This window comes from Actinomadura sp. 9N215 (assembly GCF_044326345.1).
Lineage (GTDB): Bacteria > Actinomycetota > Actinomycetes > Streptosporangiales > Streptosporangiaceae > Spirillospora.
On the sequence record NZ_JBIRBA010000030.1, the window covers coordinates 99,885 to 119,996 of the forward strand.

General features: G+C 75.1%; 13 protein-coding genes. 6 read left to right on the plus strand and 7 right to left on the minus strand.

Translation table 11 applies throughout. From position 1 onward, the window contains the following. Positions 1-146 precede the first annotated feature (146 nt). The 4 genes from ACH34T_RS36490 to ACH34T_RS36505 are packed head-to-tail and all read right to left on the minus strand — an operon-like array spanning position 147 to position 5,804. On the minus strand, positions 147-3,302 hold the full coding sequence (locus ACH34T_RS36490; protein ID WP_396025541.1) for a chromosome partitioning protein ParA: 3,156 nt from the start codon (positions 3,300-3,302) through the stop codon (positions 147-149). After that, entirely contained in the window at positions 3,299-3,955 is a 657-nt protein-coding gene (locus ACH34T_RS36495) for a hypothetical protein (RefSeq protein WP_396025542.1), read from the minus strand. The genes ACH34T_RS36490 and ACH34T_RS36495 overlap by 4 nt, the downstream gene beginning before the upstream one ends. Then, the gene (locus ACH34T_RS36500; RefSeq protein WP_396025543.1) at positions 3,952-4,596 is read right to left on the minus strand and encodes a hypothetical protein; all 645 of its coding nucleotides are present in this window, start codon (positions 4,594-4,596) and stop codon (positions 3,952-3,954) included. The genes ACH34T_RS36495 and ACH34T_RS36500 overlap by 4 nt, the downstream gene beginning before the upstream one ends. Continuing rightward, on the minus strand, positions 4,593-5,804 hold the full coding sequence (locus tag ACH34T_RS36505; protein ID WP_396025544.1) for a hypothetical protein: 1,212 nt from the start codon (positions 5,802-5,804) through the stop codon (positions 4,593-4,595). Before ACH34T_RS36505 ends, ACH34T_RS36500 begins: the two co-directional genes overlap by 4 nt. A 172-nt stretch (positions 5,805-5,976) precedes the next feature. On the opposite strand from ACH34T_RS36505, the gene ACH34T_RS36510 reads away from it, so the two are divergent. The 3 genes from ACH34T_RS36510 to ACH34T_RS36520 all read left to right on the plus strand — a co-directional run bounded on the left by ACH34T_RS36510 (position 5,977) and on the right by ACH34T_RS36520 (position 12,252). Beyond that, positions 5,977-9,723, plus strand: a complete 3,747-nt coding sequence (locus ACH34T_RS36510; RefSeq protein WP_396025545.1) for a LuxR C-terminal-related transcriptional regulator — start codon at positions 5,977-5,979, stop codon at positions 9,721-9,723. Positions 9,724-9,835: 112 nt separating this feature from the next. Continuing rightward, a complete protein-coding gene (locus ACH34T_RS36515; protein ID WP_396025546.1) occupies positions 9,836-11,257 on the plus strand; it encodes a class I adenylate-forming enzyme family protein in 1,422 nt (473 codons plus the stop codon). Positions 11,258-11,322: 65 nt separating this feature from the next. After that, positions 11,323-12,252 (plus strand): AMP-binding protein, encoded by a 930-nt coding sequence (locus ACH34T_RS36520; RefSeq protein ID WP_396025547.1) that lies wholly within the window; start codon positions 11,323-11,325, stop codon positions 12,250-12,252. A gap of 6 nt (positions 12,253-12,258) precedes the next feature. On the opposite strand, the gene ACH34T_RS36525 is transcribed toward ACH34T_RS36520, so the two are convergent. After that, positions 12,259-13,692 carry an aldehyde dehydrogenase gene (locus ACH34T_RS36525; RefSeq protein ID WP_396025548.1) on the minus strand — a complete coding sequence of 478 codons (1,434 nt, stop codon included), beginning with the start codon at positions 13,690-13,692 and terminating at the stop codon, positions 12,259-12,261. Positions 13,693-13,830: 138 nt separating this feature from the next. Here ACH34T_RS36525 and ACH34T_RS36530 point away from each other — a divergent pair, with 138 nt between their 5' ends. Continuing rightward, positions 13,831-14,427: a disulfide bond formation protein DsbA gene (locus tag ACH34T_RS36530; RefSeq protein ID WP_396025549.1), complete on the plus strand. Its 597-nt coding sequence runs from the start codon at positions 13,831-13,833 to the stop codon at positions 14,425-14,427. A gap of 284 nt (positions 14,428-14,711) precedes the next feature. Here the strand turns inward: ACH34T_RS36530 and ACH34T_RS36535 are convergent, their stop codons facing one another. Continuing rightward, complete coding sequence (locus ACH34T_RS36535; RefSeq protein ID WP_396025550.1) at positions 14,712-15,140, minus strand: deaminase; 429 nt, start codon at positions 15,138-15,140, stop codon at positions 14,712-14,714. Next, a complete protein-coding gene (locus ACH34T_RS36540; RefSeq protein WP_396025551.1) occupies positions 15,133-15,819 on the minus strand; it encodes a RibD family protein in 687 nt (228 codons plus the stop codon). Before ACH34T_RS36540 ends, ACH34T_RS36535 begins: the two co-directional genes overlap by 8 nt. Positions 15,820-15,937: 118 nt before the next feature. Between ACH34T_RS36540 and ACH34T_RS36545 the strand changes: the two genes are divergently transcribed. Both ACH34T_RS36545 and ACH34T_RS36550 read left to right on the plus strand, forming a co-directional pair. After that, positions 15,938-17,176: an exonuclease SbcCD subunit D gene (locus ACH34T_RS36545; RefSeq protein WP_396025552.1), complete on the plus strand. Its 1,239-nt coding sequence runs from the start codon at positions 15,938-15,940 to the stop codon at positions 17,174-17,176. Continuing rightward, on the plus strand, positions 17,173-20,112 hold a 2,940-nt coding region (locus ACH34T_RS36550), incomplete at its 3' end, for an AAA family ATPase (RefSeq protein WP_396025553.1). The genes ACH34T_RS36545 and ACH34T_RS36550, both read left to right, overlap by 4 nt.

Sequence of the window (20,112 nt, forward strand, 5' to 3'; positions counted from 1 at the left end):
AGCACGGCGGCGATCTCCGGTCGCCCGGCGGAGCTGCGCAGCGCGGCCAGGCGCAGGCACCGTTCCTTGAACGGCAGCGGCTCGATCTCGGAAAGCAGCTCCTCGACGCGCATGCCGCGTCATCCTGCCCGATCAGTCCGCCGCTTTCATCCGGTTTCTTCGGGCGGGCGGGCGGCGGCGACCTGTTCGGCGAGTTTGCGGACGCGGGCCTCGTGCTCGTCGTAGCCGACGACGACCGGCGGTTCGTTGTACGGCATCGTGTCGGACGAGCGGCGCAGCTTCACGTACTGGCCGCACGCGTCGATCGCGTACGGCTCCATGTCGTCCTGCAGGGCGCCGATCACCGTGATGCCGTGCGTCTCGCCGATCTTGCGGAACAGCGCGACGGCCTCCTTGCGGTGCTCCTTGCCGAGGTTGCGGCCCAGCTCGTCCAGGACGAGGACGAGCCGGCTCCCGGCCCCGTGCTGGCCGCCCGCCTCGCGGGCCCCGCCGGAGCTGGCGAGCGCCGCCGCGCACACCAGTTTCACGGCCTTCTCGTCCATGAGCGCGGTGTTGGCGCGCCGGTTGTACGGGACGTACCGCTGCCCGTCCGACCGCCGCCATTTGGGCGTGACCCGCCAGCGCCACTCCTGTTCGGGGTCGGCGGGCTGCTCCGGGGTGGGGAATTCCAGTGTCGCGCCGTAGCCGCCGTACTCGACGTCGAGTTTCTCGAACGCGTCGGACACGCGCTGCAGGCGGGCACGGATCGCGGCGGTCAGCGCCGTGCGGTGCGCTTCGGCCGCGCCCGCCGCCTCCGTCGCGCCCTTCTGCGCCTTCTCCAGGTCGGCGCGGCGCGCCGAGAGCTGCACCTCGATCTGCCGCCGCTGGTGTTTTTCGTAGTCCTCCTGTTGGCGCAGGTACGCCTCCATGGCTTTCACCAGGCGCGGGAACGTCGCCTGTTCGCGGTCGGTGCGGCGGCCTTCGCCTTCGGCGCGTTCGCGCAGCAGGAACCGGATCTCCTCCGGCATGTCGTCGTCGGACGTGCCGTCCGGGAAAACGCGGCGGAGCGCTTCCGACAGGTGCTTCTCCGCGGTGTGCCACCATTCGGCGGGGGTCCACGTGGCCTCGTCGTCGTCCAGGCCGGACAGCCATTCGGCCGCGCCTTCGCGGGTGCCGCCCCAGTCTTTCTCCAGGCCGTCCAGGCCCAGCGCGGCGCGCTTGTCGGCCAGCTCGGACGACGCGCGCCGGAGCCTGTCGCGTTCGCGTTCGTGCGCCTCGCGGCGCCCGCGGAGCCGGTCGATCTCCAGCGCGCGCGTGTCGGCCTTCGCCTGGAGGCGGCGCAGCGCCTGCTCCGCCGACCCGAGCCGCGGGCCGAGCCGGGACTCGCCGGCCGCCAGCTCCTCAAGCCTTCCCCGCAGGCCCGCCATCGTCTCGCGGACGCCGTCCAGCTCGTCCGCGGCGCGCGCGCCCGCGAGCCGCCGCCCGGCGAGCGCCACGTCGGCGGCGGCGTCGGACGTGGCCTGCCGCGCGCGCTCCAGGGATTCCTGAGCGGCTTCCAGCGCGGCCTGGGCCGCCCGCACTCGCGCTACGCGTCCGGTCACCGGTTCGGGGAAGCCGCCCACGATGACGACCGGTCGCCGGTTGGGCGTCGCCGGATCGTCGTCGAGGAAGGCGAAGAAGCGTCCCAGCGACTGCTCGCAGCTGATCCCTTCGGGCAGGCGGCCGTCGCCGTCGGCCGGGACGATCGTCGAGCCGGGCATGTCCTTGAGCGCGGCTACGGCGGCGTCGAGGTCGTCCGTCCCGATGACGACGGCCTCCCGGTACGGCCACAGGGCGGCCTCCCAGCGTTCCCGGACGTCCTCCGCGAGCTCTACCGCGTCCAGGAGCCCGACGGCGGCGATGCCCTCGGCGGCTAGCGCGCGGATCTGCGCGGGGGCACTTCCTTCGCCGGCCTCAGCCTCGGCCAGGGATCGTTCCGCGCGCGCGACGGCGCCCTTGGCCATGCCCAGCTGCTGCTGGGCTTCGTCGCGTCGCGCCTCTGCCTCGGCCAGTTCGGCGCGTGCGGTGTCGCCGTCGCGTCCGTCCGCCTCGCGTTGCCGCTCCTCCAGCGCGGACACGCGGCGGCGCAGCTCGTCGAGGCGGTTGCGGGCCACGGCCTTATCCGCGCCGAGCTCGTCGACCTGGCCCTTCAGCTCGGCCAGGGCCGTTCCGGCCTCGGTCAGCTGCGCGTCCAGCGCGCCGCCGGTGAGCTGCTCCGTCTCCCGTTCGGCGGCCTTGGCCGCGGCGGCCAGCTCGTCGCTCTCGGCGCGCAGCCGCTCCTGTTCGGCGGCGTGCGCGTCGGCGGCGTCGGCGGCGTCCACCAGGAGGCGGGCCTGCCGCGTCCGCCAGTGCCGCAGCGCCGCCGCGACCTCGTCGCGGGCCCGGTCGCGCCGGTCGAACGTCTTCAGCAGCGACGCCGCCTCACGCTCCCACTCAGTGAGCCGCTCGGACGCCTCCGCCGCCTTGGCGCGCTCGCGGTGCTCCTCCGCGCGGGACTTGCGCTCCGCCTCCAGCTCCCGGTCCAGCCCGGTCAGCGCCGCGATCGCGCTGAAGATCCGCTCCGGGCTGATCTCGTTGAGCGGCTGCGACAGCAAATTCGTCGCGACCTTCGACCGCACCGACGTCGACAGGAACGACACGCACCGCACCTGGCCGCCGTAGAGGACGCGGGACAGGTCCTTCGCGACCAGATCACGGCGTCCGGCGCTGCGCGGCAGGCCCGCCCAGAGCCGGCCGGCGAGCGACACGCGATCGGCCTCCGACGGGGCCGCCGCCATGTGGACGCCCTGCCGCCAGCGGATCTCCAGGTGGGGCGCGTCCACATTCACCCGCAGCCATACGGTGACGGCAGTCTCGCCGTCGTCCGCCATGGGCTCGGTGTAGTCGAAGACACCGACGATGTAGCCGTGGTCTGCGCTCGCCCACTGGCTGTCGCCCTGCGCCGCCAGTTCCGCGTTGAAAAGCAGTTCCGCCACCGAGCGCGCACCCGACGCGAACCGCCACTGCTCATCGCCCAAGAGCGCCGTTATGGCCGCGATGAACGACGACTTGCCCGCGCCGTTGGAGTCCTTCGGCCCCTGACCGGCGACCACGATCAGCGTCCCGGGGACGGTCGGAACCGGATGCGTGGACAGCCGCGAGATGTTCACCGCCTGCACGGCCACGAGCGTCCGGCCGCCCACGACGTTCTCGGCGTCGCCGCGCGCGGGCTCCGGCACCAGCGGTTCCGGCACCGGTGGCCCCGGCGGCGGCTCCGCGCGGCCGGGTTCGAGGACGGACGTCATGTGTTCTCCCCCCGATCGTGGTCCCGGCCTCTGCGGCGCGCCCGGATCGCCGCGGCGAGCGGCGAGTCGGGGCCCGCGGCCAGGATCAGCTCCTCCTGCAGGCGGCGTCGCGCCGCGTCCGTCAGCCGGTGGAACTGCGGGCCCGGGACGAAGCCTCCGGCGTCGTCCGCGCCCGCCTTCACCTGCGACACCAGCCCCGCGAGCCGGAGCCTGCGCAGCGACGCCTCCAGCTCCCCGAGGGGCAGTTGCGTGCGGCGGCGCAGTTCGTCCATGGGCGTCGGGTAGGGCGACAGCCAGGAGTCGTCTGCCAGCGAACCCGCCGCCCTTGGGATGGCCACCGAATGGATGAGGACCAGCGTCAGGACGGCCCGCTCCTGGACGGGCCTTACGCACTCCGGGTCTCGTGCCAGTTCGGCGGCGACGTCGTCCCCGTAGCCGGACGTCCAGCGCGTCTGCTCGGAGCGGACGAGCGTCCGGCCGCTCAGCGCGAGCATCTCCTCGACCGTCCGGCGGAGCGCCGGCTCCCGCAGCGCCGCGAACCGCACCTCCGACACCGGCTCGGCCGCGTGCTCCACCGCCATGTACGCCGCGACCAGGTCGGCGCGGCGGCGCTCGTCGTACGGGCGCAGGAGCCCTTCGAACAGCTCGCTCATGCGCCGCGCTCCGAGTTATCCACAGGTTCGGATTCTTCGACGGGCGGCGCCGGGGGTGCGGCAGGGTCGGATTGCAGGTGAGGGGAGGCAGGAGGTGCTGATGAATCAGCCGGTTCGGGTTCCGGCCGCGGCGGCTCGGGGAGGCGGCGGAGGAGGTCCCGCAGCGACGCGAGCGAACCCTCCGGCCACAGGGCGGCGCGGGGGCCGAGGCGGACGCCGCCGGCCGCCTCGTCGAGGAGCAGCCAGCCCGTGTCCGACAGGCGGCGCAGTTCCCCGGTGGCCCAGCGGCGGGCCAGGTCGGTGTCGCCTCGCGTCATGTTCGCGTACACGTCCAGGACGTCCGCGACCCTGGACGGGACGCCGGGCCAGGGCGCGTCGTCCAGGCGCGGCCAGCAGCAGCGCAGCGCGGCGCCGAGGACGCGGCGCGCCTGCCCCGCGCGGTCCAGCGGCATGGGCGGGGTCTCGTACTCCTCCAGCAGCGCGGGGGTCGCACCGTCCGGCCACTCCGGGAGCAGCCAGACGCGCGTGCCGTCCGTCGCGCCGACCACACCGGGCGGAACGGGCTCGGACACGGCGATCGGCGGCGCCCCCAGCACCCGCGCACGGGCGCGCGCCAGCACGACCGGATCGGGGGCGGTCACTGCGGGGTCCTCTCGAACCAGCCTGGCGAGACCCACGTGGGGGAGCCCGTGGGGTGCACGGTCAAACCGTCCGACCAGATCAGCCGGTAGGGGAGTTCAGGATGCAGGTGCGCGGACGACAGGTCGGCGAGCACGCGGCGGGCAGCCGTCCAGTCCTGGGCGAGGACGTCCTCGACGGCGATCCGGTCGCGGCCGCGGAGGAGCTGCTCGGCGACGCCGCGGAGCCGCTCCATCGCGGCGGTGTCCGAACCCGTGTCGCCCGAGAGGCCGGTGTCGGGCACGGACGGGCGGGGCGGGGCCGGGCGCGGGGGCGTGGCGCGCGGGCCGTCCTCCACCGCGGTGACCACGGCGGACGGCTCATGCCACGGCGCGGCGGAGTCGAAGACGAACCCGTCCAGGACGGCGGCGAGCTCCTCGCGGGACGCGGTGCGCGTGAACGTCCGCCACGTCTCCGGCGGCAGCAGGGTCAGGTTCCGCGTCGTGCCCGCCGAGTCGGACAGCCGCGCCGCCGCGCGGCGGGACGCGTCCCCGTAGGCGTAGATGGCGGCGCGCAGGTCGGTGCACGTCCGGTCGAGCTGCGGCCAGCGGCGCAGGATCGCGCCGTGCAGGCGCTCGGCGCGCAGCAGGATCTCCTCGGTGCCCCACAGCTTCGGCGCCTGCTCGCGGAGCTCCTCGATGGTGCCGTTCGTCAGCGTGACCAGCTCGACGCTCCACAGCCGGAACGCGCGCGCGAGGCCGTCCGCGCCGTCGCGCGCCTGCTCTGGCGTCATCCGGGGGTCGGCCACGTTGAGCTGCTCCAAGGCGAGGAGCCGGTGCATCTCGCTCTGGCCGCCGTCCAGCATCATCCGCCGCACGAACATCAGCCCGACCACGCTGGTGAACGACGCCCGGTACCGGAGCTGGTTCGGCTTCGGGAACACCTCGCGGACGGCGCCGAGCCCCTTCAGCACCCGCAGCCGGTTCTCGAACACCTCCGGCGGGTAGCGGCGGCACACGTACCGCATCTGCTCGCGGCTCAGCCCGTCCTCGCCCGCGTCGGCGAACGCGGCGAGCAGCGTCTCGGCGACGTCCACGAGCTCCGGGTCGTCCACGACGGCGCCGCTGTCGCGGGCCAGCGCCGCGAACATCTGCCGGTACACGCCCAGCACCGCCTCGCCGACCAGGACGTCGTCGAGGCTGGCGGCCGCGTTCTCGGAGGTGGGGGACACGGCGCACTACGGTACGGCCACCACGCCGCCAAGGTGGAATCGGCGCCACGGGTACGTGAACAATCAAGAACCCGAAACCGTGGCGATGCACGCAGAGCGATGACACACTCACAGTGCCATGACGGATGTCCCGGCGCGCGAGCCGCGCCGGGCTCGGAAACGGCAGGGGAGCATGACCGCGACGACCACTCCCGTGAAGACGAACCTCCCCGCCGAACCCAACGCCTTCGTCGGCCGCGAACGCGACGTCGGCGACCTCGGGCGGCTCCTGGAGAGCATGCGCGCCGTGACGCTGTGCGGCGCCGGCGGCATCGGCAAGACCAGGCTCGCGCTGCACGTCGCGCACACGATGCTCCACGCCGGCCCCGACGGGGTCTGGTTCGTGGAACTCGCCGACGTCCGCCTGGACGGGACGACGGAGCCGGTAGCGCGCCGCGTCGCCACCGTCCTCGCCGTCGCCGAGGAGGACGGCCGCCCGCTCACCGAGACGCTCGCCGACGCGCTGCACGCGTCCGCCGCCCTGATCGTCCTGGACAACTGCGAGCACGTGATCGAGGAGTGCGCCGAGCTGACCGGCGTCCTGCTGGCCCGCTGCCCGCGGCTGCGGGTGCTCGCCACCAGCCGGGAGCCGCTCCGCATGGCGGGAGAGAACGTCTGGCGGGTGCCGCCCTTGGAACCCGACGAGGCGATGCGGCTGTTCGTCGACCGCGCGCTGGCGGCGCGTCCCGCGTTCGCCGGCACGGACGCCGTCCACGACGTCACGCAGGCCCTCGACGGGATGCCGCTCGCGCTGGAGCTCGCCGCCGCCCGCGTCCGCGTCCTGTCGGTGGAGCAGATCGCGCGGCGCCTCACCGACCGGTTCCGGCTGCTCAGCGCCGGCGACCGCACCGCCCCCGCCCGGCAGCGCACCCTCCGCGCCGCGATCGACTGGAGCCACGAGCTGCTGGACGACCCGGAGCGCGTCCTGCTGCGCCGCCTGTCCGTCTTCGCGGGCTGGACGCTGGAGCAGGCCGAACACGTCTGCGCCGACGCCGAGCTCCCCGCCGACGACGTCCTCGACCTGCTCACCGCACTGGTCGACAAGTCGCTCGTGGCCGTGACCGGCGAGCTCGCCGGGGAGGTCCGGTTCCGGCAGCTCGACAGCATCCGCGAGTACGCGGCGGAGCGGCTCGCCGACGCCGGCGAGGACGAGACGTTCCGCGGGCGGCACCGCGACGCCGTCCTGAACGCGGCCGAGCGGCACGGCCGGATCGCGGTCGCGTTCGACGACGCCGCCTGGGCCGAACGCGTGGCGCTGTTCAACTGGTACGACGTCGAGCTCGGCAACGTCCGCTCCGCGCTCACCTGGTCCCTCGACCGCGGCGACGTCCGCGAGGGCCTGCGGATCTGCACCGCCCTGCGCACGTTCTGGATCGTCCGCGGCCGCGTCACCGAATGGGCCGACTGGACCGACCGCTTCCTCGCCGCCGCGCCCGGCCTGGGCCCGGACGTTCTCGGCCCGGCGCTCGTCGCCCGCGCCCAGCTCGCCCTCGGCGGCCGCGACTACGCGCAGGCCGCGCGGTACGCCGACGACGGGCTGGAGTCCTGCCGCGCCTGCGGCGACGACTTCATGACCGCGTCCGCCCTGATCGCCGGCGCCGAATGCCTGGTCCGCGCCGGCCGCCTCGCGGACGCCGCCGGCCGCCTGGACGAGGCCGACGCGATCGCCGCCGCGCCCCGCCAGGAATGGAACCGCGCCTACGCCGCCGCTGTCCGCGGCTACCTGCTGATCCGCGGCTCGCGCCTGCGGGAGGCCCGCGAGCACCTGGACGCCGCCGCGTCCGTCATGCACGGCATCGGGCAGCTGTGGGGCGCCTCCCACGCCATGATCGGCCTCGGCCGCCTCGCCGAGCTGCGCGGCGACCACGCGTCCGCGCGCGGGCACTACGCCGAGGTCCTGCCGATCCTCGCCGAGATCGGCGCCCGCCCGGAGATGGCGCGGGCCCTCGCGGGCCTGGGCCGCGTCGCCCTCGAACAGGACGACCTCCGCACCGCCCGCGAGTCCCTCTCGCAGAGCCTCACGCTGAGCCGCTCGTCCGGCATCCGGCTGGACATCTCCCGCGCCCTGGACGCCTTCGCCGACCTCGTCGCCCGCGAGGGCGACGCGCGCGGCGCGGTGACGCTCGCCGGCGCCGCGTCCGCCCTCCGCGAGGCCACCGGCCGCGCCCCCGGCACCGGCGCCCGCCGCGAACGCACTCTGGAACCGATCCGCCGCAAACTGGGCGAACCCTTAGTCTCCCAGTTCTGGGGCGAGGGCCGCACCCTCCCCACCGACGACGCGATCAGCTACGCCCTCCGCGCCCCCGCCACCAACCGCGTCCCTCGTCCCCGCCTCGAACACCCCGCCCCCGGACCACCCACCCACGCCACCGCCCGCGAACGCCCCGCCTCCTCCACCACCAAGCCCGGGCTCCCCACCGCCGCCGCCCCATCTACCCGCGCCCCCGAACGCCCCGCTCCCGCAGCCCCCACCGCCGCCGAGCCTGAACTCCCCACCCCCGCCGCGGATCTCAGTTCACCTGCCCGCGCCCCCGACCCCGGGCGCCCCGCTCCTGGCGGGCCCGCCCCCACCACCGCCGAACCCGGCCTTTCCGCTTCCACGGCCGGTCCCGGTTCACCTGACCCCGCGGCCGACTCCGCGCCCGCAGGGCCTGTCGCGGCCACCGCCGAACCCGGGCTGCCCGCCCCCACCACGGATCCCGGATCATCCGCTAGTGCCGCCAGCCCTGGACGCCCCAACTCCGGAGGGCTCGCACCTGCTGCTGCCGCCCCCGGATCGCTCGCCCCCGATCCTGGTTCATCCGCCTGTGCCGCCGACCCCGGGCGCCCCGCCCCTGGAGGGCCTGCTCCCGCCGGCGCCGAAAGCGGGCGTTCCGCTCTTGCAGGGCCCGCCGCTGCTGAGCCCGGACTGCCCGCCAGTGGGGCAGACCCCGGATCATCTCCGCGTGCAGCCGGGTCCGGGCGCTCCGCTTCCGGAGAGCCTGCCTCTGCTGCTGAGCCTGGGCTCACCGCTTCCACGGCCGGTCCCGGTTCATCTGCGCAGGTGACCGCCGCCGGGCGCTCTGTGCCCGGAGGGCTTGGCCCTGGTGCCGAGGCCGGGCTGCCTGCTGGTGGGGTGGATCCCGCTTCATCTGCCCACGTTGCCGGGGCCGGGGGGTCGGCCACCGGAGGGCCCGCCTCTGCTGCTGCCGAGGTGGGGCTGCCCGCCGCCGTGGGTCCTGGGCCTTCTGCTTACGCGACCGAGGCCGGGCTGCCCGCTCCGGCGGGCGAGCCTGGATCTTTTGCCGACGTTGCCGAGTCCGGGCGGGCCGAGTCCGGGGGGCCCGCCTTCGCCGCTGACGAGAGCGGGCGTTCTGGTCGTCAAGGGTCTGGTTCTGGTGCCGTTGAGGGCGGGCTGTCGGCTCGTGGCGCTGAGGCGGGGCGCTCTGATCTCGGAGAATCCGGTCTCGTCGATGATGAGTTCGGGGGTTCTGTTCTTGGTGGGTCTGCAACTGGTGCCGAGCCTGACGGGGGCGCGGATGTTGGGTCGGGTGGGCGGGGCGATGAGTCTGGGCGCTTCGCTTACGGGGAGCTTGGACCTGCCTCTGAGGAGGTTGGGCGTTCCCCTCTTGGAGGGGGTGCTGTCGCTGGGTTCGGGCGTCATGGTCGTGCCGCTTTGCCGGTGACGCCGCCGAGCACCCTCACCCCGCGCGAACGCGAGATCGCCCGCCTCGTCACGCGCGGGCTCAGCAATCGCGGCATAGCCGATGAGCTCGTCATCAGCCCGGCCACCGTTGCCCGGCACGTCACCAACATCCTGACCAAACTCGGCTTCTCCTCGCGCGCCCAGATAGCCGCCTGGGCCGTGGAGAACATGCCCCGCGATCGTCCGCCGTCCTGAGCCCGGGCTTACGTGTGTACATAGGAGTGGCTATTGGGGGCGTGTCGAATACGACGGTGGTTGCGCAGTTCGGAGCATGTGCGGGGGCGGAGCGTCGATCTAGGTTCTCGGCATGGTCTCCAAAGGTGTGGACCCGGCCGCCGCCTATCCGGCGGTCACGGTGACGCGTGCGGTGCTCGGTGCGGGCGCTGATCCGAGGCGGGTCGCGGTCGTGGACGCCGAGTCGGGGCGTTCGGTGTCGTACGCGGAGCTCGCGGCCGGGGTCGGGGCCGCCGCGGCCGGGCTCGTCCGCGAAGGGATCGGGCCCGGGGACGTGGTCGGGCTGCTCCTGCCGGACGGGCCGGAGTTCGCCGTCGCGCTGCACGCCGTCACCGCGGCGGGCGCGGTGCCGTTCCCGGTAGACGCGGCGTACCTGGTCGACGCGGCGGGCGCCCGTGCCGCCATCGCGGCGCCGGGGCGGTTCGACGGCACGGCGCGGGTGTTGGAGTTCGACCGCCTGATGGCGGGGGATGCCGCGGGCGTTGCCGTGCCGGAGGCCGATCCCGACCGTGATGTCGCCCTGCTCGCCTGCACGCGCGGCGCCGGCCGGACCGCCGGGCTCACGCATGCCGAGGTCGTGGCCGGGCTGGTCCGCGTCGCGGACGCCGGGATGATCGGCGGTGGCGACACCGTGCTGAGCGCGTTGCCGTTCAGCGACGTCCTCGCCCTGAACGGCGTGCTCAACCCGGCGCTGCGGCTCGGCGCCACCGTCGTCGGTCTCGGCGGGCATGACCTGCTGCGCGCCCTGCGGGACCACCGGGCGACCGTGGCGGTGCTGCCGCCCCGGCTCGTGGAGGCCCTCGCCCGCGACCGTGCCGTGTCCCGGTACGACCTGCGCCCGTTGCGCGCCGTCGTCGCGGCGGGCGGGCCGCTGGCCGCCGAGGACGCCCGCGCCGCCGCGGCCCGGCTCGGCTGCCCCGTCCGGCAGGCGTACGGGCTGGCCGAGGCCGGAGGGATCACGCACCTCAACCTGCGCGCCGCCGAGGAGGGCACGCTGGACTCGGTCGGACGGGGCCTGCCGGGCGTGATGTGGCGCATCGTCCATCCCCGCAGCGGCGTCGCGCAGCCGTCCTACCAGCCAGGCGAGCTGTGCGTCCGCCTCCCGGCCGCGCGGACCGCGGCGGTGCCCGTCCGGTGGCTTCCCACCGGCGACTCCGCGTTCGCCGACGACCACGGACGCGTCTTCGTCCTCGGCCGCGTGACCGGCGTGCGTCCCGATCCGCCGGGCGAGCCGGAGGCGGTGCTGGCAGCGCATCCGGCGGTGGGCGACGCGGTCGTGATCCCGGCGCCGGACGGTGATCTCGGCCTCGCGCCGCACGCGTTCGTGGTGCTGGCGGAACCGGCGTCCGAGATCGAGCTGCTGGCGTACGTGAACGGGCACGTTCCGCGGACCAGCGCGGTCTCCGCCGTGCACGTCGTGGACGGGATCCCGCGCACGGCGGACGGGCAGGTCCGGCGGCGGGAACTGCTGGAACGCGTCGGGCTCGCCCCATGACGTACACATCCGCCTACACACTTCTTCGGATGTGGCGCCGGAGGCGCGCGGCGTACGTTCGGCCCATGCCCGAGGGAAGCGTCGCCCCGCCCGTGGCCGCCGGCACGACGATCACCGAGGCCGTCCTGGACGCGGCCAGGGCCGGCGCCGCACGTCGCGGCGCGAGGCCGGCTCTGATCGACCCGGCGCGGAAGCTCGGATCCGGGGCGTTCGCCGACGAGGTGACGGCGGCGGCGGACGGGCTGCGCAGGCACGGCGTGCGTCCCGGCGACGTCGGCGCGGTCCACGTGGCGGGCGTGTGCGACCTGGCCCGCGCCGTCCATGCCGTCTCCGCGGCCGGCGCCGTGCCCGCGCTCCTCCCGCCGGGCGCGGCGGCCGGCGAGGTCGCGGCGCTGATGAACGCGTCCGGTGCCCGCTTCCTGCTGACCGGCGTGGACACCGCCGGCCGGTCCCTCGCGGCGGCGGAACGCTCGTACGTCAGACAGGTCTTCGCGTTCGGGGACGTTCCGGGCACGACGCCGTTCGGGCGGCTGCTGGAGCCCGGCCCGGCGGTCGGCGCCCCGCCGGCGCCCGATCCGCTGCGCGACACGGCGCTGCGGCTGTGCGCACCGTCCGAGGACGTCACGCACGCCGATCGGCTCGCCGACCTCTACCGGCTCGGCGGCGCGCTGGGCCTCGGCGGCGGCGACGTGCTCGTTCTCTGCGGGGCGGACGTCCCCGCCCTGACGTGGATCGGGCTGACCGATCTGTGCGTCACCCAGGGCGCCACCCTCGTCGGGGTGCCGGCGCCGGGCCCGCGCGACCTGCTCGAAGCGATCGTCGACCATCGGGCGACCGTCGCGGTCGTCACGCCGGCGAAGCTCCGCGCGATCGCGTTCGACCATGGCCGTGTGCCCGTCCCGTGCGTGCGGCTGCTGGTCACCGGCGCCCCGTCCGCCGAAGCGGCCCGGGCCTGCCGCGCCCGCCACGGCTGGACAGTGTCGCTCCTGTGCTGAACGCGATCAGCTCGCCCGGGGGATCGACTTGTGCTCCACGTAGGCGCCGAGCCCTTCGGGGCCGAGCTCGCGGCCGAGGCCGCTGTTCTTGAAGCCGCCGAACGGGGTGTTCGGGTCGAGGGTGTACATGTTGACGCCGCAGCTTCCGGTGCGGATACGGCGGGCGACGTCGACGCCGTGGGCCACGTCGGACGTCCAGACGGAGCCGCCGAGACCGTACTCGCTGTCGTTGGCGATCCCGACGGCGTCGTCCTCGTCGTCGTACGGGATCAGGACGAGCACCGGCCCGAAGATCTCCTCGCGGGCGATGCGCATGTCGTTGCCGACGTCGCCGAACACGGTCGGGGCGACGTACCAGCCGCGGTCGTGCGGGCGGTTCAGGCCGCCGGTGATCAGCTTGGCGCCCTCGTCCTGCCCGACGCGGATGTAGTTCTCGACGCGCTCCTGCTGCCGCCGCGCGACGAGCGGGCCGATCTCGGTGCCGTAGTCGGCGGGGTCGCCGACCGCGAGGCCGCCGACCATGGCCGCGAGGGCGTCGGCGACCTCGTCGTAGCGGCGGCGGGACGCGAGGATGCGGGTTTGCGCGGCGCACGCCTCTCCGTTGTTCATCAGCGACGCCAGCTTGAAGCCCTCGACGGTGGCGGCGAGGTCGGCGTCGTCCAGGATGATCGCGGCGGACTTGCCGCCCAGCTCCAGCGTGACGCGCTTGAGCTGCCGGCCGCAGACTTCGCCGATCCTGCGTCCGGCGGCGGTGGAGCCGGTGAAGGACACCTTGTCGACGCCGGGGTGGGCGACGAGGTACGCGCCGACCTCGCGTCCGGCCGGGACGATGTTGACGACGCCGTCCGGGATCCCGGCCTCCTCGATCCACTCGGCGAGCAGGAAGCTGTCGAGGGGCGTCTCCGGGGACGGTTTGGCGACGACGGAGCAGCCGGCGATGAGGGCGGGGGCGAGCTTGAGCATGAGCGTGAACTGCGGCACGTTCCACGGGACGATCGCGGCGACGACCCCGACGGGCTCTCGCGTCACGGTGACCGGGCCGAGCATGCCCTGCCGTTCGTCCTCCCAGGTGTAGGCGGCGGCGAGGTCGACGTAGTACTGGAGCACCAGCTGCGGAACGGCGGCCTGCCCGAACACCGAGAACAGGATCGGCGAGCCCATCTCCGCGGTGACCAGCTCGGCCATCCCGCCCTGCCGCTCGGCGTAGATGGCGGAGAGCCGTCCGACGATCTCGGCGCGCTCGGCCGGCGTCATCCGGGGCCAGGGGCCGTCGTCGAAGGCGCGGCGCGCCGCGGCGACTGCGGCGTCGATGTCGGCCTCCGTGCCCTCGGGCACGCGCCCGATCACCTCCTCGGTGTGCGGGGAGACGACGTCGATCGTGGCGGCGCCGGCCGGTGCGGTCCACTCGCCGCCGATGAACAGCCGATCGTGCTCGCGCATGCTGCCGTGCCTCCCTGCCCGACCCGGGGCGACGGTGGTAACCGAATGCTTGCTTGGGCACAGCATCGCATGTGATCCCCGGGCGCTGGCAAGGGGAATGAGACTCGCGTCTCACCGCACTTCCGGTATAACCGGGCCATGGCCGACATCGCTGACATCTGGTTCGACGTGTCCTGTCCCTACACCTGGATCACGTCGCGCTGGGTGCTGGAGGCGGCGAAGGTCCGGCCCATCGAGCCGCGCTGGCACGTGCTGGGCCTGGCCGCGCTGAACGAGGGCCGCGACGACGACCCGGCGGGCGACCCCGAGGGCTACCTGTGGATACCCGCCCGGATCTGCGCCGCCGTCGCCGCCGAGGCCGGGCAGGAGGCGCTCGGCCGCTTCTACACCGCGCTCGGCACCCGCTACCACGAACGGGGCGAGATGGAGGAGCGGACGTTCACCGACGCGCTCACCGACGCCGGCCTGCCCGCGGACCTCGCCGCCGCGGCCGGGTCGGCGGAGTACGACGACGCCGTCCGCGCCTCGACGGCCGAGGGCGTCGCCAAGGTCGGCCCGCACATCGGCACGCCGGTGATCGCGGTGGGGGAGACGGCCTTCTTCGGCCCGGTCATGTCGCGGATCCCGCGCGGCGAGGACGCCGGACGGCTCTGGGACGCGACGCTCATCGTCGCCGCCGCCCCCGGATTCCACGAACTCAAGGGCCGCCCACACGCCGAGCCCGACTTCTCCTAAAGCCCGACTTCTCCTAAAGCCGGACGTCTGCTAAAGCCGGACGTCTGCTAAAGCCGGACGTCTGCTAAAGCCGGACGTCTGCTAAAGCCGGACGTCTGCTAAAGCCGGACGTCTGCTAAAGCCGGACGTCTGCTAAAGCCGGACGTCTGCCAGAGGCGGCGTCTGCTAGCCGGGACGTCTGCCACAGGTGGGCGTCTCCCAGAGAGGCGGACGTCTCCTAAGGTCGGACGTCTGCTAGGGCCGGATGTCTCCTAGGGCCGGGCTTATCCAGACCGGACGTCCGCCTAGAGGAGGTGGGTGTTCGGTTCGCGGGCGCGGGCGGCCAGTTCGGGCAGTTCGACCACCTCGACGCCCGCCGCCGCGAGGATCTCCGCGCCCGTCCCCGCGGCGAACAGCGCCGGCTCCCGCCACGCGAACACGACCCGCCGGGCGCCCGACGCGACGATCAGCTCCGCGCACGGGCGGGGACGCGACGCCCGCCGCCCGCACGGCTCAAGCGAGCTGTAGACGGTCGCGTCCGAGAGGTCGGCGCCGGTCTTGGCGAGGGCGGCCTCCTCGGCGTGGTCGTGCGGGTCGTCCTCCCGGGAGTGGCCGCGCGCGATCTCGCGGCCGTCCGCGCCGACGATGACCGCGCCGACCGAGAACGCGGTGCGGGACGGCGGGCACAGTTCCGCCAGGTCGCAGGCCAGTTCCAGCCAGCCGAGATCATCCACGCGCGGCCCCGGTGAGATAGCGCAGCAGCGCGAGGTCGCCGATGCGGGTGGCCTCCTCCAGCCGCATCGGACGGTCCGGCGACTGCGGGAACACCCCCGACTGGACGAACCGCGGCGCCGACGGGTCGCCGATGAAGAACGGCGCGACGACGAGCTGCAGCTCGTCCACGACCCCGGCCGTCAGGAACAGCGTGTGGACGCCCCCGCCGCCCTCGACCATCAGCCGCCGGACGCCCCGCGCCGCGAGGTCGCCGAGCATCGTGGCGAGCGCGAGCGGGTCGCCCGCGTCGACGACCTCGGCGACGCCGTCCAGCCGCGGCGCCAGCTCGGCGGCCGTGCGGGACGGCGCGTACACCAGCTTCGGCGACGCGCCCGTGGTGAAGAACCGCGCGCCGGGGTCCAGGTCGCCGCTCCAGGTCAGCGTCACCTTGACGAGGTCGGGCGGCAGGCCGCGCCCGGCCCGCTTCTCCCGCCGCCGCTCGGACCTGACCAGCAGCCGGGGGTCGTCGGCGCGGATCGTCCCGGCGCCGACCAGGATCGCGTCGCAGCCGGCGCGCACCGCGTCGACGCGGTCCCAGTCCGCGGCGCTGGACAGCCGGAGCCGCTCCGGGCCCGCGTCGTCGATGTAGCCGTCGGCGGACATCGCGCAGCTCAGCAGCACGTAGGGGCGGTCGCTCACGCCGTCACCCTACGGCAGCGGCGGCGGCCGGGGCCGGGCGCCATTCGAAGATTGTTTCGAGGCGCCCCGGCGTTTCTGCGCCGGATGTGCCGGACGGGATGCCTATGGTTGCTGCGACATGCGACTCCTGCACACCTCCGACTGGCATCTCGGCAGATCTTTTCATCGCGAGGACCTGCTGGCCGCGCAGGCGGCGTTCGTCGACCATCTGGTCGAGACCGTGGCGGCGGAGCGGGTCGACTGCGTGCTGGTCTCCGGGGACGTCTACGACCGCGCGCTGCCCGCCGTCGACGCGGTCCGGCTGTGCGACGAGGCGCTGGAGCGGCTCGCGGACCGCACCCGCGTCGTGCTGATCGCCGGCAACCACGACTCGGCGCGCCGCCTCGGGTTCGGGTCGGCGCTGATGGACGCGTCAGGCGTGCACGTCCGCGCCGACTTCGCGACCGTGGGGGAGCCCGTTGTCGTGGGGGACGCCGCGATCTACGGCATCCCCTACCTGGAGCCCGAGCTCGTCCGCCACCCGTGGGACCTCGACGAGCGCAGCCACGCCGCCGCGCTGACCGAGGCCATGCGCCGCGTCCGGGACGACGCCGCCGCGCGCCCCGGCCTGCGCTCGGTGGTGCTGGCGCACGCGTTCGTCACCGGCGGCGCGGCCAGCGAGAGCGAACGCGACATCTCGGTCGGGGGCTCGTCGCACGTTCCGGCGTCGGTGTTCGACGGCGTCGACTACGCGGCGCTCGGGCATCTGCACGGGGCCTGGCCCGTCACCGACCGCGTCCGCTACTCCGGCTCGCCGCTCGCGTACTCGTTCTCGGAGGAGAAGCACGTCAAGGGGTCCTGGCTGATCGACCTGCGCGACGACGGCCCACCCGACGACGACGCCCCACGCGACGACGCCCCGCGCGACGGCGCCCCACGCGACGGCGCCCCGCACGACGGCGGCCTGCGTGACGGCGCCCCACGGAGAGGCGGCGTCGTGGCGGAGTTCGTGGAGGCGCCCGTGCCGCGCCGCCTCGCCCGCGTGCGCGGCCGCATCGACGACCTGCTCACCGACCCGTCCTACGACCGGCTCGAAGACCGCTGGCTCCAGGTGACGCTCACCGACGCGAGCCGTCCGCCCGCCGCGATGGAACGGCTGCGCCGCCGCTTCCCGCACGCGCTCGTCCTCGGCTTCGAGCCCGAGGGCGGCGGGACGGACGCCGCCCGCACCTGGTCCGACCGCGTCCGCGAGCGGTCCGGGCCCGACGTCGCGGGCGACTTCGTCGCCGAGGTCACCGACGGCCCCGCGTCCGCCGCCGAACGCGCGCTCCTGGAGGAGGCGTTCGAGGCCTGCCGCCGGAAGGAGGCCATGGCGTGAGGCTCCACGGGTTAGAGATCAGCGCGTTCGGGCCCTTCTCCGGCACCGAGGAGATCGACTTCGACGCGCTGTCCGGCGCCGGGCTGTTCCTCGTCCAGGGCCGGACGGGCGCGGGCAAGACCAGCGTCCTCGACGCCGTGTGCTTCGCGCTGTACGGGCAGGTGCCGGGCGTCCGGAACGCGGTGAAGGGGCTGCGCAGCGACCACGCGGCACCCGGCGCCGCGCCGCGCGTCGTGCTGGAGACGACGATCCGCGGCCGCCGCCTGCGCATAGCGCGCTCGCCCGCCTGGGAGCGGCCGAAGCTGCGCGGCTCAGGGACGACGACCGAGCACGCCAAGGTCGTCCTTGAGGAGTTCGAGCACGGCGCGTGGACCGGGCTCACGACGCGGCTGGACGAGGCGGGCGACCTGGTGTCGCGGATGCTCGGGATGACCGCCGTCCAGTTCTGCCAGGTCGCGCTGCTGCCGCAGGGCGAGTTCGCGGGGTTCCTGCGCGCGGGCGCGGACGAGCGCCGCAAGGTGCTGGAGCGGCTCTTCGCGGCGGAGGTGTTCACGCAGGTCGAGAAGTGGCTGGCCGACCGGCGCGCCGCCACGGGACGCGAGGCCGCCGAGCTGGGCGCGGCGGCGTCCTCGATCGCCGACCGCATCGCCGAGACGACGGGCGCCGAGCCTCCGCACGGCGACCTGGCCGCCCAGGTGCCCCGGCGAGATCCATCCGGTCCGGGTCCCGCCGTCCCCGCGCCGCGTCGAGGGGAGCCGGTGGGGGAGCCGTTCGCCGAGGTGGAGGCGCTGCCCGGCTGGGCCGCCGACCTGGCCGGCGGGCACGAGGACATCCGCGCGACCGTCGAACGGCTGCGCCGGGAGGTCGCCGCGACGCTGGAGGCCGCCCGCACCGCCCTGGACGACGCGAAGGCGCTCGCCGAGCGCCGCCGCCGCCACGCCGAGGCCGTCGCCCGCCGGGACGCGCTGCGCGAGCGCGCCGAGGACAAGTCGCGGATGGCGTCGCGGCTCGACGCCGCGGCCCGCGCCGACCGGGTCGTCCCGCTGGTGAGGGCCGTCGAGGCCCGGCACCAGGAGGCGCGCCGGACGCACCGCTGGGCCGACGAGACCCGCGCCGGGGTCGGCGCGCTCCTCCCGCCGAACGCCTCCGAGGACGTGCTCGCCAAGGCGGAACGCGCCCGCCGGGACGAGATCGCCGCGCTGGAGGGCAGGCGCGCCACCGCCGCCCGGCTCCGGCAGATCGAGAGTGAGCGCGCGGGCCTGGCCCGTGACCTGGCCCGGCTGGAGCCGGAGGAGGCGCAGGCCGCCGCGGCCCTGGCCGAGCTGCCGGGCATCGTGGACGCGCGGCGCGCCGAGCTGGACGAGGCCCGCATCGCGGCCGCCGGACGCGCCGGAGCCGAGGCCGCCGTCGCCGCCGCCCGCCACCGTCTCGACGCCGCGCAGCGCCGCGACCAGGTCGAACACCGGCTCGCCGAGGCGGAGGCGGCGCACCGCGACGCGGTCGACGCCGCGCAGGACGCCCGCCAGCTCGTCCTCGACCTGCGCCAGGCCCGGCTGGACGGGATGGCCGCCGTCCTCGCCGAAGACCTGACCGGCGGCGAGCCGTGCCGGGTCTGCGGCTCCACCGAGCACCCGGCGCCCGCCACGTCCCTCGCGCTGATCCCGACCGAGGGGCAGATCGACGGGGCCCAGAACGAGTCCGATCGGGCGCAGGCCGTCCGGGAGCAGACCGGCAAGGACGTCGAGGCGCTCCGCACCGAACGCGACCACCTCATCGACACCGCCGGAGAGGCCACGGCCGACGTCCTCGCCGAAGAGGTCGCGGACGCCGAGCGGGAACTCCGGGCGGCGGTGGCGTGCGCGGCCGAGGCCGACCGGCTGGAGGCCGTCCTCCACCGGCACGAGCAGGAACTCGACCGCGTCCGCGACCGGCGCGTCGAGATCGGCCAGGCGCTCACCGAGAACCGCACCCAGGAGAAGGAGCTGGCCGCCGAGCGGGCCCGGCTGTCCGCGGAGCTGGACGAGGCGCTCGGCGGCGACCCCACCCTCGAAGCGCGCGTCGCCCGGCTCGGCGGCGAGGCCGGTGCGCTCGCCGAGGCAGTCGAGGCGCTGCGCGCGTCCGTCCGCGCCGCGGAGGAGCTGGCCGCCGCCCGCGCGAACGCGAAGGCGACCGCCGAGGCCGAGGGATTCCGCACACCCGACGAGGTCGTCGACGCCGCGCTGCCCGACGAAGGCCAGGGCGCCCTGCGCGACCGGATCCGGCGGCTGGACGACGAGGAGGCCGCCGTCCGCGACCTGCTCGCCGACCCCGCGCTCGCCGCTGCCGCCGCCGAGCCCGCCCCCGACCTGCCGGCGCTCGAAGCGGCGCTCCAGGCCGCGGACGCCGCGCACGCCGGGGTCGCGGCCGCCGCCGACCGCGCCCGCCACCGCTGCGAACGCCTCGCCGAGCTGCGCGAACGGCTGGACGCGGCCGTCCGCGCGTGGCGTCCCGCCGCCGGACGGCACGAGGTCGCCGAACGCCTCGCGGGCCTGACGTCCGGCAAGCACGCGGCGAACCGGCACGCCATGTCCCTGTCGGCGTACGTGCTGGCCGCGCGCCTCAGACAGGTCGTCGACGCCGCGAACGAGCGGCTGTCGCGGATGTCGGGGGGCCGCTACGCCCTCGTCCACACCACCGAGAAGGCGGCGGGCGACCGCACGAAGGGCGCGGGCGGCCTCGGCCTGCGCGTCGCCGACGCCTGGACGGGCCTCGACCGCGACCCCGTGACCCTGTCGGGCGGCGAGTCGTTCATCACGTCGCTGTCCCTGGCGCTCGGCCTCGCCGACGTCGTCACCGCCGAGGCGGGCGGCGCCGAGATCGGCACGCTGTTCGTCGACGAGGGCTTCGGCACCCTCGACGACGAGACGCTCGACGAGGTCATGGACGTCCTGGACGGC